The sequence below is a fragment of the Pseudomonas sp. Pseusp10 genome (assembly GCF_059492225.1).
In genome coordinates, this window is sequence record NZ_CP168528.1 from 1,450,543 (window position 1) to 1,466,727 (window position 16,185).

Here is a 16,185-nt window from a genome sequence, read left to right on the forward strand (position 1 = left end):
CAGTTCCCCCAAGAGCCACAAAGAAGGTAGGACACCGTGAACCCGGTAATCAAAAAATTCCAGTTCGGTCAGTCGACCGTTACCCTCGAGACTGGCCGTATCGCCCGTCAGGCCTCCGGCGCAGTATTGGTCACCGTTGACGACGACGTCAGCGTATTGGTGACCGTAGTCGGTGCCAAGCAAGCCGATCCAGGCAAGGGCTTCTTCCCTCTGTCTGTTCACTACCAGGAAAAGACTTACGCTGCCGGCAAGATCCCTGGCGGTTTCTTCAAGCGCGAAGGCCGTCCTTCCGAGAAAGAAACCCTGACTTCCCGACTGATCGACCGTCCGATCCGTCCGCTGTTCCCGGAAGGCTTCATGAACGAAGTGCAGGTTGTCTGCACCGTCGTTTCCACCAGCAAGAAGACCGATCCGGACATCGCTGCGATGATCGGTACCTCGGCTGCCCTGGCCATCTCCGGCATTCCTTTCGATGGCCCGATCGGCGCTGCCCGCGTTGCGTTCCACGAAAGCACCGGCTACCTGCTGAACCCGACTTACGAGCAACAGGCTGCTTCGAGCCTGGACATGGTCGTTGCCGGTACTTCGGACGCAGTGCTGATGGTTGAGTCGGAAGCCAAAGAGCTGACCGAAGACCAGATGCTGGGCGCGGTACTGTTTGCTCACGACGAATTCCAGGTTGTGATCAACGCTGTCAAAGAACTGGCTGCCGAAGCTGCCAAGCCAACCTGGACCTGGGCTCCACAGCCTGAAGCCACCGAACTGCTGGGCGCTATCCGTGCCGAGTTCGGCGAAGCGATCTCCCAGGCCTACACCATCACCGTCAAGGCCGACCGTTACGCTCGCCTGGGTGAGTTGAAGGATCAGGTCGTTGCCAAGCTGTCCGGTGAAGAAGGCCAGCCTTCCTCCGCCGAAGTCAAAGCGGCTTTCGGCGAAATCGAATACCGCACCGTTCGCGAAAACATCGTAAACGGCAAGCCACGTATCGACGGTCGCGACACTCGCACCGTGCGTCCGCTGAACATCGAAGTCGGTGTTCTGCCAAAGACCCACGGTTCGGCACTGTTCACCCGTGGCGAAACCCAGGCCCTGGTAGTCGCGACTCTGGGCACCGCCCGTGACGCGCAGCTGCTGGACACCCTGGAAGGCGAGAAAAAAGACCCGTTCATGCTGCACTACAACTTCCCTCCGTTCTCGGTGGGCGAGTGTGGTCGCATGGGTGGCGCTGGTCGTCGCGAAATCGGTCACGGCCGTCTGGCCCGTCGTTCGGTTTCGGCCATGCTGCCTGCCGCTGACGTGTTCCCGTACACAATCCGCGTGGTTTCGGAAATCACCGAATCCAACGGTTCGAGCTCGATGGCTTCGGTTTGCGGTGCTTCCCTGGCCCTGATGGACGCCGGCGTGCCGATGAAGGCGCCGGTTGCCGGTATCGCCATGGGTCTGGTTAAAGAAGGCGAGAAATTCGCCGTCCTGACCGACATCCTGGGTGACGAAGACCACCTGGGCGACATGGACTTCAAGGTAGCCGGTACCGCCAAAGGCGTCACCGCGCTGCAGATGGACATCAAGATCAAGGGCATCACCGAAGAAATCATGGAGATCGCTCTGGGCCAAGCCCTGGAAGCGCGCCTGAACATCCTCGGCCAGATGAACCAGATCATTGGCCAGTCGCGTACCGAACTGTCGGCCAACGCTCCGACCATGATCGCGATGAAGATCGACACCGACAAAATCCGTGACGTCATCGGTAAAGGCGGCGCGACCATTCGTGCGATCTGTGAAGAAACCAAGGCTTCGATCGACATCGAAGACGACGGTTCGATCAAGATCTTCGGCGAAACCAAGGAAGCGGCAGAAGCTGCCCGTCAGCGCGTTCTGGGCATCACCGCTGAAGCCGAAATCGGCAAGATCTATGTCGGTAAGGTTGAGCGCATCGTCGACTTCGGCGCATTCGTCAACATCCTGCCAGGCAAGGACGGTCTGGTTCACATCTCCATGCTGAGCGACGCTCGCGTTGAGAAAGTGACCGACATCCTGAAAGAAGGTCAGGAAGTGGAAGTACTGGTACTGGACGTGGACAACCGCGGCCGTATCAAGCTGTCCATCAAAGACGTGGCAGCCGCCAAGGCTTCGGGCGTTTAATCGCGCCCCACGCCTGACCGCTTCAACGTTTTAAAAAATGCCCTGCCGTGAAAACGGTGGGGCATTTTTTTGTCTGTAGATCACTGAGATGATTGGCGAAGTTGCCGGAGTCGAAACTCAGTGCTAGGTTTAGCCCACCGCCCGTGTAGCTCAGCCGGTAGAGCAGCGCACTCGTAACGCGAAGGTCGCAGGTTCGATTCCTGTCTCGGGCACCATATCCCCCTCGGTTATTCCACCTTTCTGCTCAGGTCCTCGACGGTACGCTTGAGGTTCTCGAGTTCGCGGTCCTGATCGCTGTTTGAATTCATATTCCCGCCATCATCAAAACATCGTGTGCACAACTTTTTGCGGGGAGATGCAAAGAGACGTGTAAATCCGCGGCCAAACGTCCTATATTCGGAGCCTGCCTGAGCAACGCCCAGCAGTTTTCAGATGATCCAGAATGGTTCTGAAGGCCAGATAAACCGGGCCTGATCCGGTTTTTGTGTCAGAGAGATCCTTGAAGATCCAGATCCATCTTCCATTCCCAGATCAGCGAGAACGCCATGACCGATAAAGAGATGACCCAGGAAGCCCGACACGAAGAGGCTCTGAAGAAGTATTTGCTCGATTCGCCCCAGCTAGCTGAAGAGATCAAGGACTTGCCCGCCGATGATCAGAAAGACCAGATTCAGTGGGCGTTCGAGGACGAGGCGGAGGCCCAGGGCTTGCAGCCGTGGGAACTGACGCTCAAGTACACCTCAACTCCGCAGGAGTACGAGGCAGAACGCCTGAAGCTGCACAAGGAGGCGGCCGAGGTGTTGGGCGTCGAGTGGGAAGAGTACTGCGAGATGAACAATCTGGTGGTCTGACACTCATGTAGGAGCGAGCTTGCTCGCGATGACGGCGTGTCAGCTTGCACATTTCTTGAGTGTGCCACCCTCATCGCGAGCAAGCTCGCTCCTACAGTTTTGGCAACTCACATCCGTGTGATCAGAGACTCAGGCGCATCGATAGATCGACCGCCTTCACATCTTTGGTCATCGCACCGATCGAAATGTAATCCACCCCGGTCTGTGCAATCGGCAGCAACGTGCTTTCATTGATCCCGCCGCTGGCCTCCAGCTTGGCTTTGCCGGCATTCAGGCGCACGGCTTCGCGCATGTCGTCCAGGCTCAGTTCGTCGAGCATGATGATGTCGGCACCGGCCGCCAGCGCTTCTTTCAGTTCCTCCAGGCTTTCCACTTCAATCTCTACCGGTTTGCCCGGGGCGATCTTGTGCGCGGCGGCGATGGCCTGCGCGATGCCGCCACTGGCGGCGATGTGGTTTTCCTTGATCAGGAAGGCGTCATACAGGCCGATGCGGTGGTTGTGGCAACCGCCGCAGGTCACGGCGTACTTCTGCGCCAGGCGCAGCCCCGGTAAGGTTTTGCGGGTGTCGAGCAGCTTGACCTGAGTCTCGGCCACGAAGTCCGCCAGGTATTGCGCGCGGGTTGCCACGCCGGAGAGCAATTGCAGGAAGTTCAGGGCGCTGCGTTCGCCGGTCAGCAGTGAGCGCGCAGGTCCTTCGAGGTGGAACAGCACCTGATTGGGCGTCACCCGTTCGCCGTCGGCAACCTGCCAGTGCACCGCCACCCGTGGGTCCAGTTGCCGAAACACGGTATCCACCCAGGCGGTGCCGCTGATGACGGCGGCGTCGCGAGTAATGATGGTGGCTTTGGCCAGGCGTTCGGCCGGGATCAATTGCGCGGTGATGTCGCCGCTGCCGATGTCTTCGCGCAACGCACGGCGCACGTTGGCTTCGATTTCGGCGGTCAGATCGGCGAGACGTAGATTCGGCATAACGGACTCCACAAACAAAGTGGCTAGATTATAGGGCCATGGCACGGACCAACCCAAGGCATCAGAGCGTTACGTTTGCGCTGGCGCCTGTATTTGGTCGAATCCTTTACATTGTCGGCGTTGGCCGTCGATTCCGAACAGGCGCCTGTTTGAGATCGGCAACCTCCAGCGTCTCAAACGCGGCAAGTGATCGCGCCTCGGGGGGTTATCGCGGCATACTGTGCCAACACAGTCGACGTTGAAGGAATCTGTATGCAGCTGGACCCCGCGAGCGGTTGGATTCAGGGTGTGTGTGTCTGCCCCTCACCCAACTTCAATGCGCGCCCCACAGGCGAGATTTCCCTGCTGGTGATCCACAATATCAGCCTGCCGCCGGCGCAGTTCGCCACCGGCAAGGTGCAGGAATTTTTTCAGAATCGTCTGGATGTCACCGAACATCCCTATTTTGAAGGGATCGCGGATTTGCGGGTGTCCGCGCACTTTCTGATCGAACGTGACGGTACCGTCACCCAGTTTGTTTCATGCCTTGAGCGTGCATGGCATGCGGGTGTTTCGAGCTTCGAGGGGCGGGAAACCTGTAACGATTTTTCCGTGGGCATCGAGCTCGAAGGCACGGATGATCTGCCGTTCACCGATGCGCAGTACAGCGCGTTGACAGCCCTGACCCGCCAGTTGCAGCAGGCGTTCACGGCGATTACCACAGAGCGCATCTGCGGGCACAGCGACATTGCACCGGGGCGCAAAACCGATCCAGGGCCGGCGTTCGACTGGGCACGCTATCGTGCCGCCCTGGCACAAGAGGAAGGACGATGAGTTTTCTGGTGTTGCTGTTGGCGGTGTGGATCGAGAAGTTCTCGGCCTTGCGTCATCGGGTTCAGCGAGACGGCGGCTGGATACACGAGCTGAACAAGCTTGAGACCAGCCCGCGACTTTCGGGACGGCCATGGTTGGTGTTGTTGGTACTTGTCTTGTTACCGGTGGCGTTGCTGGGTTTGCTGCTGGTGGTCATCGAGCCGGTGGCCTACGGGTTGCTGGCGTTGCCGATCCATTTGCTGGTAGTCATTTACAGCCTGGGGCGCGGTGATCTGCTGGGCGATCTTGGGCCGTTCCGCGATGCCTGGCGTCGTGAGGACCTGCAAGCCGCGGCCCTTGTCGCCAAGCGCGATCTGGATATTTGTGCAGACAGTGGCGAGCAGCTGCTGGAGCAGGTCGAAGGGCATTTGCTGTGGGAGGCCTACCAGAGTTTTTTCGCGGTGATTTTCTGGTACTTCCTGCTGGGCCCGGTCGCGGCGTTGAGTTACAGGCTGCTGGCGCTGGCCGAAGAACACGGGAAAAGCCCTGCGGTGGTCGAGCGCGCCGGGCAACTGCGTCACGCCTTCGACTGGGTGCCGGTACGCCTGTTGGCGGCGAGCCTGGCGTTGGTCGGCAATTTTGTCGCGGTCAGCCGGGTCATGTTGCATGAGCTGCTGAACTGGGACATCAGCGCCGCGCAACTGATCGAGAAAGTCGGGTTGGTGGCTGGTGAAATTCCGGCGCCGGTGGCCGGCGCGGAAGGTATCAACAACCTGGACCGCATCTGGGAACTGCTGCTGCGTGCCGCGGTGCTCTGGTATGCCGGGTTTGCGTTGTGGACGGTCCTGCATTAGGCCTGCATTGAGCCATTGTGGCGATCCGGCAAGCCCCCTCGCCACAATGGTTCATCCGCCTGCGCGGATGAAACCTGTCGTTAACCTTAAGTTACAAAACCTCCTGCCGATTTAAGTTATACAGAGACAGCGCCGAATAGTGGCTATCTGCTCTCGGTCTGCGCCTGCCAATAAAAAAAATAAGAAATCGAAGGGAGACATCCAGTGAAGAGCTTGCTCTATCCCGCTGTCGCGCTGATGAACCGCCTGAGCTTCGGCATGAAGTTCAGTCTGATCAGCGTACTGTTCCTGGTGCCGATGCTGGTGACCAACTTCTATCTGGTGCGCGACTCCTATCGTGAATTCCACGGCACGCGTGTCGAACTGCAGAGCCTTGATCTGTTGGGCAGCAGCCTGGCGTTACGACGCGATCTGGAAACCCTGAACAACCTGGTGCAGATCAATGTCAGCCTCGGCCAGTCCGGCAAGGCCGGCAATGTCGAATCGAAAATCAGCGCGCTTGAGCAAAACATTCTGACTCGCCTGCAAGGGCTGACGGCGATGACCAGCGACCCGGAGCAGGTCGCGGTGTTCGATGGCAAACGCGATGAAATGATCGCCGCGTTCAAGGCCCAGCAAACGGAAAACTCCCTGCAAAGCAAGAGTGCGCTGATTGGCAAGCTGGTGGGTAGCGCGCAGATTTTCAGCCAGCTCATCACCAGCCAGGCCGGCCTCAGTCGCGACAACCAGAGCGACATGCGCCAGTTGAGCGAGCTCGTCACCCTTGTCACGCCACGGGTCACCCAGATCCTGGGCGAAGGCCGGGCAATGGGTTCTTTTTCGTTGGGGCAGGGTTTCATCAACTCGGCTTCGAGTACCCGTTTCGATGAGTTGCTGGCGCAGATTGAAAAGCTCCAGGCCGAATATGGCCTGAAGTTGCAGGATGCCCTGGGTTCCAGCAAGGCCGCCCGCGACACCTTGGCCGCTCAGGCCGATAGCAGCCGGGCATCCTTGAAGAAAGCCAGCGAGCTGTTCGAAGAGCAAGTGGTCATGGCCGATACCCTCGATGCGCCGTGGCAGGGCTTTTACGATCAGGTCAGCACCCTGATGGAACAGACTTACCAACTCAATGAGGCGGTCCTGAAGTATCTCGGCCCGCAATTGCAGCAGCGGCTTGAGCAGAATCGCACGCACATGTTCTTGCAGGCCGTGGCGTTGTCAGTCGTATTTGTGTTGATCTTTTATCTCTACGGCGCTTTCTATGCCTCGACCCGCACTACGCTCAAGCGTCTGGGGGCGGTGATGGACAAGGTGGCGGCAGGCGACATGACCGTGACCTTCAGCGCTCACAGCCGCGATGAACTGGGGGAGCTGGGTGAGGTGTTCAACGGCACCGTGAAAAAAATCCATGACCTGATCGAGCGGGTGGGGCAGACCGTCAGCGAAGTCGAGCGTCAGGCCGGGCAGGTGGAGAACGTTTCCGCGCAGAGCAACCAGGCCGTCGCCGGGCAGCGCACGCAGATCGAACAAGTGGCCACGGCCATGAACCAGATGTCGGCCACTTCCCAGGAAGTCGCGCGCAGTGCCGCCGCAGCGGTGAGCAGTGCCCACAGTGTCAACGATGAGACCATCAGTGGTCGCAGTCTGGTGCAGTCTCAGCAAGGCAGCATTGCCGCGCTGGCCAGCGAGATCGATCAATCGGTGCTGGTGATCAATCAACTGGCCAGCGACAGCCAGTCCATCAGCCGCGTTCTGGAAGTGATCAAGAGTATCGCCGAGCAAACCAACCTGCTGGCACTCAATGCCGCTATCGAAGCTGCACGGGCCGGTGAACAGGGGCGTGGTTTCGCGGTGGTAGCCGATGAAGTCCGGACCCTGGCCAAGCGTACCCAGCAATCGACCGAAGAAATCGAGCAGATGATCGCCAAACTCCATGGCGGTGTCGGCGCGGCGGTCAAGGCCATGGGCACCAGCCATGAAATGGCCAACGGTACGGTGGGGCAGTCGGAAAAGGTCCAGCGGGCGCTGGAAAACATTCTGGGAGCGGTCGGCATGATCGTCGACCAGAACCAGCAGATTGCCGCCGCGGTGGAGCAACAAACCGCCGTGGCCCACGACATCGATCAGAACATCGTCGAGATCAATCGCGCCGGCGAGCGTACCGCTGAAGGTGCACATCAGACCGAAGATGCCAGTCGGGCGTTGTCGGCCCAGGTCGTGGAGTTGAAACATTTGATCAGTGCATTCCGGGTCTGAAAGACTCCTCGGGACCCAGTGGGAGCGGGCTTGCCCGCGAAGACGGCGGCACATCCAACATTCATGTGACTGAATGATCGCTTTCGTCGGATCGCCGCCCGGAGCAAGCCCGCTCCCACAGTTTTGGTGTACTGTCGGAAAGTTTCGTAATACTTTTTCCCTTTCCGGGCGGGAGTTCTCCTGATTCTCTCCGTGCGCTGGCTTTTGTATTTCAATCAAGGAAGATTTACGTGGCTTACCCCATGGAGGAGGTTTGGTTATGTCTGTTGTAACAACAGGAGTTCAGGGGCGCTGTGCGCATTGTCAGCGCACATTGCTGCTTCAACCCTGGCAACTCAATGCCATTGCGATAAATGAAGCGTTTGCCTGTGCCCACTGCCAGAAACACGTTCAGTTATGTTGTCCGGAACAGTTCAAACGCTTCAAGTCGCTCGATTCTTTTTCGCTGTTGCGCGCCAGCCTGCGGTTGATGGTCTGCACCGCGTTGCTGGTGGCGTTGGTGATGGAGTGGCTGGGAATGCTCAGCGTCATCGAACAGCTGAATGTTTCGCTGATCGCCATATTCGTGTACTTCGCGGTGGTCCGTTATTTCCGCCGACGCCAGCACCTGACGCTGATCCTGGAAGCCGCCAAGGCTCACGCCGACTGATTACCAGCCGAACACTGCGCAGCTGTTGGCGGTGCTGGCAGCCGCCAGTTGTTCCGGGCTGATCGCCATCCATTGCGCCAGTGCCCCGCAAATCGCCGGCAAGTGTGCCGGGCTGTTGCGCTGGCCTGGAAACATGGCCGGGGCCATGTCTGGCGAGTCGGTTTCCAGCACCACCGAATCCAGCGGCAGTTCGCCGAGCACGCGGTGCATGCGCAGCGCCTGCGGCCAGGTCGGGGCGCCGCCAAGGCCGAGCTTGAAACCGAGCTTGATGTATTCCCGTGCCTCTTCCTTGCTACCGGCGAAGGCGTGGATGATGCCGGCCCGCTTCAGGCGAAACCGTTTGAGCGTGGCAATCACCGCCGCATGGCTACGTCGCACATGGATCAATGCCGGAAGATCGAAATCCGCCGCCAGTTGCAATTGCGCATCGAACAATGCCTGCTGGCGGTCGCGGTCCAGAGTCTCGATGAAGTAATCCAGGCCGATCTCGCCCACCGCACACAATTGCCGATGGCCGGCCAGACGAGTCAGCCAGTCACCGAGTTCGCTCAGGTGTTGCGGGCGATGATCGTCCAGGTACACCGGATGCAAACCGAAGGCGGCGTGCAGGTCGGGATCACTCTGCACCAGCTCCCAGACTCGCTGCCAATTGGCCTGACAAACCCCCAGCACCACGATCCGCCGCACTCCGAGGGCGCGGCTGTCGGCCAGCAGCGTCTGGCGGTCGTTGTCGAAGTCTGGAAAATCCAGATGGGTGTGGGTGTCGATCAGCTCCACGGTTCAATCCTGGAGAATACGTTGCTTGAACGTCCGCGCGATGGCTTGCACGCCGGGCCGGTAATCCGACTGCTCGATGGCCGCCAGGGCCAGTGCGAGGGCCTTGTCGGCGATCAACTGGTGTTGCTGGGCCATGGCGTTGACCGGTAGCGGCAGGAAGTCCAGCAACTGGGTGTCGCCGAATGTGCCGAGGCGCAACGGGCGGTTTTTCAGCGGGAAGTCGTGCAGCGCATCGAACACGCCCTGAAGCAGCACGTAGGAGGTAGTCACCAACGCATCGGGCAAATGCCCCAGGCGCAGAAGCAACTCTTCCATCAATTGTTTACCGCACTCGCGACTGAAGGATTCGCCTTCTTCGATCAGTACTTCGCCGTTGAACCCGGTGAGGGCCTCTTTGAAGCCTGCGGCACGTTCCCGGCTGATGCTCAGCTCCGGGCGGGCGCCGATCAACGCGATCTGCCTGGGCAACGGCTCCAGCAGGCTGCGGGTCAGTTGCAGGCTGGCCTCGCGGTCGTCGCTGATCACCGAACAGAAATGCTCGGGTTCCATGACCCGGTCGATGGCGATGATCGGAATGCCCTTGGCCTGCAATTGGCGATAACTTTCGTCGCCGGCTGGCAGGCAACTGGCAACGATCAGCGCGTCGCAGCGCCGGGCGCGGAACAGTTGCAGCAATTGCCGTTCGCTGTCCGGTGCATCGTCGGAACTGGCGATCAACAGCTGATAACCCCGGGCCCGCGCGCCTTGCTCCAGCAATTTGGCGATTCGCGCGTAACTGGGGTTTTCCAGATCCGGCAGAATGAACCCCAGCGTGCGCGTGTGTCGGCTGCGCAATCCGGCGGCCTGTGGGTTAGGCGTGAAGCCATGTTGTTCGACGACCGCACGCACGCGTTCGACGGTGGCGCTGCTGATGCGCTGCTGTTCGGCCTTGCCATTGATGACATAGCTGGCGGTGGTGACGGACACACCGGCCAACTGGGCGATATCACTGAGTTTCAACCCGCTGTTTCCTTGTTTTTTCGAGGTTGCCTCGACATTTTCGTCAATCCTAACCGATTCAGGCAGGCGACCATTGTCGTAACGCATCCGACAAGTTGGGCTTCAAGGATGGGACATTATCGAGTAACGTGCCATTGATTCTAGATTAAACGTTTCAGCAAGCGTATTTTCTACGTTAAAGGCGCCTTTGGCCGGTTCTGCCGTGAAACCGCCAAATGCTATGACCAAGCGCCTGAGCTGATTCATTCAAAACAATACCTGGTGCCCCTAGGCGCCAAAAAGGAGAAAGCATGCTCGAGCTCACTGTAGAGCAGATTTCCATGGGCCAGTCGGCTGTGGACAAGTCCGCAGCGCTGCAATTGCTGGCCCGGCACCTTGTCGTCGACGGCCTGGTTGCCGAGGGTTATCTCGCCGGGTTGCAGGCGCGGGAAGCCCAGGGCTCGACCTTTCTCGGTCAAGGTATTGCCATCCCCCACGGTACGCCCGAAACCCGCGACCAGGTGTTCACCACCGGTGTGCGCCTGATGCAGTTCCCTGACGGCGTGGACTGGGGCGACGGTCATATCGTTTACCTGGCGATCGGTATCGCCGCCAAATCCGATGAACACCTGCGTCTGTTGCAATTGCTCACCCGCGCCCTCGGCGAGACTGACCTGGGCCAGGCCCTGCGTCGCGCCGGGTCCGCCGAAGCCTTGCTGAAGTTGCTGCAAGGCGCGCCGCAGGAACTGGCGCTGGATGCACAGATGATCGGCCTCGGTGTGGCGGCCGAAGATTTCGAAGAGCTGGTCTGGCGCGGCGCACGTCTGTTACGGCAGGCCGACTGTGTGAGCAACGGTTTCTCCGCCGTGCTGCAGCAGGTTGAAGCGCTGCCCCTGGGCGATGGCCTGTGGTGGCTGCACAGCGAGCAGACGGTGAAGCGTCCGGGCCTGGCCTTCGTCACCCCGGACAAACCGCTGCGTTACCTCGGCCAGCCACTTAATGGGCTGTTTTGCCTGGCCAGCCTCGGTGAGGCCCATCAAGCCCTGCTCGAGCGCCTGTGCGCGTTATTGATCGAAGGACGTGGCCATGAATTGGGACGCGCCACCAGCAGCCGCAAAGTCCTCGAAGTGCTCGGTGGTGAAGTGCCCGCCGACTGGCCCAGCGCGCGAATTGCATTGGCCAACGCCCACGGTTTGCATGCGCGCCCGGCGAAAATCCTCGCGCAACTGGCAAAAAGTTTTGAAGGCGAAATTCGTGTGCGCATTGTCGATGGCCATGACAGCGCCGTGTCGGTAAAGAGCTTGAGCAAGTTGCTCAGCCTCGGCGCCCGTCGGGGACAGGTACTGGAAATCATCGCCGAACCGGACATTGCGGCTGATGCGTTGCCGGCCTTGCTGGCCGCCATCGAAGAAGGCCTCGGTGAAGAGGTCGAACCGCTGCCGCCGGCAAGCCAGGCATGTGAAGTCGTTGCCGATATGGCCGAAGTGGTCGTCGCCCCGGTATCGGGCAGCGTGGTTCAGGCGATTGCCGCGGCCCCCGGGATCGCCATCGGACCGGCCCATATTCAAGTGCTGCAAGCCATCGATTACCCGTTGCGCGGCGAGTCCGCCGCCATCGAGCGTGAACGTCTCAAGCATGCCCTGGCGCAGGTACGCCGTGACATACAGGGCTTGATCGAGCGCAGCAAAAGCAAAGCCATTCGCGAAATCTTCATCACCCACCAGGAGATGCTCGACGACCCGGAACTGACCGATGAGGTCGACACGCGCCTCAAGCAGGGCGAAAGCGCCGAGGCGGCGTGGATGACCGTGATTGAAGCGGCGGCCCGGCAGCAGGAGGCGTTACAGGATGCCTTGCTCGCCGAGCGTGCTGCCGACTTGCGCGACATCGGCCGTCGGGTGCTGATGCAGCTCAGTGGCATCGAAACCCCGAGCGAACCGGACCAACCGTACATTCTGGTGATGGACGAGGTCGGCCCGTCCGACGTCGCGCGTCTCGACCCGGCTCGCGTGGCGGGGATTCTCACCGCCCGTGGTGGCGCTACGGCGCACAGTGCGATTGTCGCCCGGGCCTTGGGCATCCCGGCACTGGTCGGCGCCGGTCCCGGTGTTTTGCTGCTGGCGCCGGGGACGCCGTTGCTGCTTGATGGCCAGCGTGGTCGCCTGCATGTAAACGCTGACGCGGCGACCTTGCAGCGCGCCACAGTCGAGCGTGACACCCGCGAGCAGCGCTTGAAGGCAGCTGCGGAGCAACGCCACCTACCGGCACTGACCACCGATGGCCACGCCGTCGAAGTGTTCGCCAACATCGGTGAAAGCGTTGGTGTGGTTGGCGCGGTGGAGCAGGGGGCCGAAGGCATTGGCCTGTTGCGCACCGAACTGATTTTCATGGCCCACCCGCAAGCGCCCGACGAGGCGACCCAGGAAGTCGAGTACCGCCGCGTCCTCGATGGTCTGGCCGGGCGGCCGCTGGTGGTGCGCACCCTCGATGTCGGTGGCGACAAACCGCTGCCGTACTGGCCGATTGCGAAGGAAGAAAACCCCTTCCTTGGCGTGCGCGGCATTCGCCTGACCTTGCAGCGCCCGCAGATCATGGAAGCGCAATTGCGCGCCTTGCTGCGGGCGGCCGACAACCGGCCCCTGCGGATCATGTTCCCGATGGTGGGCAGCGTTGACGAGTGGCGCCAGGCCCGTGACATGACCGAACGCCTGCGCCAGGAGATCCCGGTTGCCGACCTGCAACTGGGGATCATGATCGAAGTGCCGTCGGCGGCATTGCTGGCGCCGGTGCTGGCCAAAGAAGTCGACTTTTTCAGCGTCGGTACCAACGACCTGACTCAATACACCCTGGCTATCGACCGTGGCCATCCGACGCTGTCGGCCCAGGCCGATGGCTTGCATCCGGCGGTGCTGCAACTGATCGACATCACCGTGCGCGCGGCCCATGCTCATGGCAAATGGGTCGGTGTGTGCGGTGAACTGGCGGCCGACCCGCTGGCGGTGCCGGTGCTGGTCGGCCTCGGGGTGGATGAACTCAGCGTCGGGGCGCGCAGCATTGCCGAGGTCAAGGCGCGGATTCGCGAACTGGGCTTCACTCAGACTCAAACCCTTGCCCGACAGGCCCTGGCCGTGGGCAGCGCCAATGAAGTGCGCGCACTAGTGGAGGCCCTGTAATGGCCCGGATTCTCACTCTGACCCTCAATCCGGCGCTGGACCTGACCGTCCAGTTGCCGCGCCTTGAAACCGGCCAGGTCAACCGCAGCGATGTGATGCACACCCACGCCGCCGGCAAAGGCGTAAACGTGGCACAAGTGCTGGCGGACCTCGGGCATCAGTTGACCGTCAGTGGATTTCTTGGTGAAGACAACCTGCAAGCGTTCGAGGCGTTGTTCGCCAAACGCGGTTTTGTCGATGCCTTTATCCGCGTTCCCGGTGAAACCCGCAGCAACATCAAACTGGCGGAAAGCGACGGCCGCATCACCGACATCAACGGGCCCGGGCCGCAGGTCAGCGAAGCGGCGCAGCAGGCCTTGCTGGATCGACTGGAGCAGATTGCCCCGGGGCACGATGCGGTGGTGGTCGCCGGGAGCTTGCCGTTGGGCGTCAGCGCGCAGTGGTTGCAGGCGTTGATTTTGCGCTTGAAACAACTGGGTCTGAACGTCGTCCTCGACACCAGCGGCGATGCATTGCGTGCAGCGCTCAAAGCGGGGCCGTGGCTGATCAAACCCAACACTGAAGAGCTGGCCGAGGTGCTGGATTGCGAGGTCGTGTCGGTCAGTGCCCAGGCCGCAGCGGCGGAGCGATTGCACGCCCAAGGTATCGAGCATGTGGTGATCTCCCACGGTGCCGATGGCGTGAACTGGTTCAGCGTCGGCTCGGCGCTGCATGCAACGCCACCCAAAGTCAGCGTCGCCAGCACGGTGGGCGCGGGTGATTCGTTGCTGGCGGGGATGCTCCACGGTTTGCTCAGCGCCGATACGCCGGAGCAGACCTTGCGCACCGCCACGGCGATTGCCGCGATGGCCGTGACCCAGATCGGATTCGGCATTGGCGATGCGGCGCAACTGGCGCAGCTCGAACAGGGTGTGCGCGTGCGTCCCCTGACAGAACAATAAGAGGGTTTGTCATGAAGTTAGCCATCATTACGGCCTGCCCGAACGGCATGGTCACCAGTGTGCTGTGTGCCCGGCTGCTCGATGCCGCGGCCCAGCGTCAGGGCTGGAGCACCAGTGTCGAAGTCACCGATGCCGCGCATCCCGAAAAGCAACTGTCGGCGACCACCCTCGAAGCGGCCGAGTGGGTACTGCTGGTGACCAGCGCGCCGGTGGACATGTCACGGTTTGTCGGCAAGCGGGTGTACCAGAGCACTCCGGCCCAGGCCCTGCAGGACGTGGAAGCCGTGCTCCGGCGAGGAGCGCAGGACGCTCAGGTCTACGTCGCTACCGAAGCGGTCGTCGAACCTGTGGCAGTTGCCCAAAACACGCCTCGACTGGTGGCCGTCACCGCATGCCCGACGGGCGTAGCACACACGTTCATGGCTGCCGAAGCCTTGCAGCAAGCGGCCAAGCGCCTGGGCTACGATCTGCAGGTGGAAACCCAGGGCTCGGTCGGCGCACGCAATCCATTGAGCGCGCAAGCGATCGCCGAGGCCGATGTGGTGCTGCTGGCGGCCGATATCGAAGTCGCCACCGAGCGTTTTGCCGGCAAGAAAATCTATCGTTGTGGCACCGGCATTGCCCTCAAGCAAGCCGAAGCGACCTTGAACAAAGCCTTGGCCGAAGGCCAGCAGGAAAGCGCATCGAGCGCTGCCAAAACAACGACCAAACAGGAGAAGACCGGCGTCTATAAACACCTGCTGACAGGTGTGTCGTTCATGTTGCCGATGGTGGTCGCCGGTGGCTTGATGATCGCCTTGTCGTTCGTGTTCGGCATTACCGCATTCAAGGAAGAGGGCACGCTGGCGGCGGCGTTGATGCAGATTGGCGGCGACAGCGCATTCAAGCTGATGGTGCCGCTGCTGGCGGGCTACATCGCCTACTCCATCGCCGACCGTCCTGGCCTCGCGCCGGGGATGATTGGCGGGTTGCTGGCGAGCACCTTGGGCGCCGGTTTCATCGGCGGGATCATTGCCGGTTTCCTCGCCGGTTATACGGCCCGGGCGATCAATAAATATGCGCGTTTACCACAGAGCCTGGAGGCGCTTAAACCGATCCTGATCATCCCGTTGCTGGCGAGTCTGTTCACCGGTCTGGTAATGATTTACGTAGTGGGCAAACCGGTGGCTGGCATGCTCGCCGGCCTCACGCATTTCCTCGACAGCATGGGCACCACCAACGCGATTCTACTGGGTGTGTTGCTGGGTGGAATGATGTGCGTCGACCTCGGCGGACCGATCAACAAAGCGGCCTATGCGTTCTCGGTCGGGTTGTTGGCATCGCAGAGTTACGCGCCGATGGCGGCGACCATGGCCGCCGGCATGGTGCCGCCGATTGGCCTGGGCATCGCCACGTTCATTGCCCGACGCAAGTTCGCCCAGACCGAACGCGAAGCCGGTAAAGCAGCGCTGGTGCTGGGGCTTTGTTTCATCTCCGAAGGGGCCATTCCGTTTGCGGCGAAAGATCCGTTGCGGGTGATTCCGGCGAGCATCGCCGGCGGTGCGCTGACCGGTGCTTTGTCGATGTACTTCGGCTGCAAGTTGATGGCACCCCATGGGGGGTTGTTCGTGATGGCGATCCCGAATGCGATCAACCATGCGCTGCTTTACTTGTTGGCGATTGTCGCGGGGAGTCTGTTGACGGCAGTGGTGTATGCGCTGGTGAAACGGCCGGAGGTGGTGGAGTTGGGGGTAGAACCCGTCACAGCCTGACACCTGCCCCCTGTGGGAGCGAGCTTGCTCGCGATAGCGGTCGTTCAGCCAACATATTTGTTGAGTATGAAT

The 16,185-nt window shown here is 60.8% G+C and carries 12 protein-coding genes, 1 tRNA gene and 1 pseudogene; 11 read left to right on the forward strand and 3 right to left on the reverse strand.

Annotated elements, in window-relative coordinates:
- Positions 1-36: 36 nt before the first annotated feature.
- From pnp to ACEN8Z_RS06495, 3 genes are all read left to right on the forward strand, one after another.
- A complete protein-coding gene (gene pnp / locus ACEN8Z_RS06485; protein WP_007993604.1) occupies positions 37-2,142 on the forward strand; it encodes a polyribonucleotide nucleotidyltransferase in 2,106 nt (701 codons plus the stop codon).
- Between the two features lie 139 nt (positions 2,143-2,281).
- A tRNA-Thr gene (locus ACEN8Z_RS06490) sits at positions 2,282-2,357 on the forward strand.
- A gap of 330 nt (positions 2,358-2,687) precedes the next feature.
- The gene (locus ACEN8Z_RS06495) at positions 2,688-2,993 is read left to right on the forward strand and encodes a DUF6388 family protein (protein ID WP_495597113.1); all 306 of its coding nucleotides are present in this window, start codon (positions 2,688-2,690) and stop codon (positions 2,991-2,993) included.
- A 121-nt stretch (positions 2,994-3,114) separates the two neighbouring features.
- Here the strand turns inward: ACEN8Z_RS06495 and nadC are convergent, their stop codons facing one another.
- Complete coding sequence (gene nadC / locus ACEN8Z_RS06500; protein ID WP_108229182.1) at positions 3,115-3,963, reverse strand: carboxylating nicotinate-nucleotide diphosphorylase; 849 nt, start codon at positions 3,961-3,963, stop codon at positions 3,115-3,117.
- Positions 3,964-4,215: 252 nt separating this feature from the next.
- Here nadC and ampD point away from each other — a divergent pair, with 252 nt between their 5' ends.
- The 5 genes and pseudogenes from ampD to ACEN8Z_RS06525 all read left to right on the forward strand — a co-directional run bounded on the left by ampD (position 4,216) and on the right by ACEN8Z_RS06525 (position 8,493).
- The gene (gene ampD / locus ACEN8Z_RS06505; RefSeq protein ID WP_495597114.1) at positions 4,216-4,776 is read left to right on the forward strand and encodes a 1,6-anhydro-N-acetylmuramyl-L-alanine amidase AmpD; all 561 of its coding nucleotides are present in this window, start codon (positions 4,216-4,218) and stop codon (positions 4,774-4,776) included.
- Positions 4,773-5,609: a regulatory signaling modulator protein AmpE gene (gene ampE, locus ACEN8Z_RS06510; RefSeq protein WP_495597115.1), complete on the forward strand. Its 837-nt coding sequence runs from the start codon at positions 4,773-4,775 to the stop codon at positions 5,607-5,609. The genes ampD and ampE overlap by 4 nt, the downstream gene beginning before the upstream one ends.
- Positions 5,610-6,782: 1,173 nt before the next feature.
- Positions 6,783-6,986: pseudogene (locus ACEN8Z_RS06515) on the forward strand (HAMP domain-containing protein); the annotation flags it as partial.
- Positions 6,987-7,139: 153 nt separating this feature from the next.
- The gene (locus tag ACEN8Z_RS06520; RefSeq protein WP_495598091.1) at positions 7,140-7,844 is read left to right on the forward strand and encodes a methyl-accepting chemotaxis protein; all 705 of its coding nucleotides are present in this window, start codon (positions 7,140-7,142) and stop codon (positions 7,842-7,844) included.
- Between the two features lie 259 nt (positions 7,845-8,103).
- On the forward strand, positions 8,104-8,493 hold the full coding sequence (locus ACEN8Z_RS06525) for a hypothetical protein (protein ID WP_008001005.1): 390 nt from the start codon (positions 8,104-8,106) through the stop codon (positions 8,491-8,493).
- Here ACEN8Z_RS06525 and ACEN8Z_RS06530 read toward each other — a convergent pair whose 3' ends face one another.
- Both ACEN8Z_RS06530 and cra read right to left on the reverse strand, forming a co-directional pair.
- A complete protein-coding gene (locus ACEN8Z_RS06530) occupies positions 8,494-9,270 on the reverse strand; it encodes a TatD family hydrolase (protein ID WP_495597116.1) in 777 nt (258 codons plus the stop codon). It abuts the gene before it with no gap.
- A gap of 3 nt (positions 9,271-9,273) precedes the next feature.
- Positions 9,274-10,269: a catabolite repressor/activator gene (cra, locus tag ACEN8Z_RS06535; protein WP_033052572.1), complete on the reverse strand. Its 996-nt coding sequence runs from the start codon at positions 10,267-10,269 to the stop codon at positions 9,274-9,276.
- A gap of 290 nt (positions 10,270-10,559) precedes the next feature.
- Between cra and ptsP the strand changes: the two genes are divergently transcribed.
- The 3 genes from ptsP to ACEN8Z_RS06550 are packed head-to-tail and all read left to right on the forward strand — an operon-like array spanning position 10,560 to position 16,113.
- Positions 10,560-13,421, forward strand: coding sequence for a phosphoenolpyruvate--protein phosphotransferase (gene ptsP / locus ACEN8Z_RS06540; RefSeq protein WP_495597117.1), 2,862 nt, complete (start codon positions 10,560-10,562; stop codon positions 13,419-13,421).
- Complete coding sequence (pfkB, locus tag ACEN8Z_RS06545; protein ID WP_495597118.1) at positions 13,421-14,362, forward strand: 1-phosphofructokinase; 942 nt, start codon at positions 13,421-13,423, stop codon at positions 14,360-14,362. Before ptsP ends, pfkB begins: the two co-directional genes overlap by 1 nt.
- A gap of 11 nt (positions 14,363-14,373) precedes the next feature.
- A complete protein-coding gene (locus tag ACEN8Z_RS06550) occupies positions 14,374-16,113 on the forward strand; it encodes a PTS fructose-like transporter subunit IIB (protein WP_495597119.1) in 1,740 nt (579 codons plus the stop codon).
- Positions 16,114-16,185: the final 72 nt, after the last annotated feature.

Excerpts from the sequence above, each read along its gene's own strand:
- ampD (WP_495597114.1), top strand. The coding sequence starts at position 4,216 with ATGCAGCTGGACCCCGCGAGCGGTTGGATTCAGGGTGTGTGTGTCTGC.
- ACEN8Z_RS06525 (WP_008001005.1), top strand. The coding sequence starts at position 8,104 with ATGTCTGTTGTAACAACAGGAGTTCAGGGGCGCTGTGCGCATTGTCAG.
- ACEN8Z_RS06495 (WP_495597113.1), top strand. The coding sequence starts at position 2,688 with ATGACCGATAAAGAGATGACCCAGGAAGCCCGACACGAAGAGGCTCTG.
- ACEN8Z_RS06520 (WP_495598091.1), top strand. The coding sequence starts at position 7,140 with ATGTCGGCCACTTCCCAGGAAGTCGCGCGCAGTGCCGCCGCAGCGGTG.
- pfkB (WP_495597118.1), top strand. The coding sequence starts at position 13,421 with ATGGCCCGGATTCTCACTCTGACCCTCAATCCGGCGCTGGACCTGACC.
- nadC (WP_108229182.1), bottom strand. The coding sequence starts at position 3,963 with ATGCCGAATCTACGTCTCGCCGATCTGACCGCCGAAATCGAAGCCAAC.
- ptsP (WP_495597117.1), top strand. The coding sequence starts at position 10,560 with ATGCTCGAGCTCACTGTAGAGCAGATTTCCATGGGCCAGTCGGCTGTG.
- ampE (WP_495597115.1), top strand. The coding sequence starts at position 4,773 with ATGAGTTTTCTGGTGTTGCTGTTGGCGGTGTGGATCGAGAAGTTCTCG.
- ACEN8Z_RS06550 (WP_495597119.1), top strand. The coding sequence starts at position 14,374 with ATGAAGTTAGCCATCATTACGGCCTGCCCGAACGGCATGGTCACCAGT.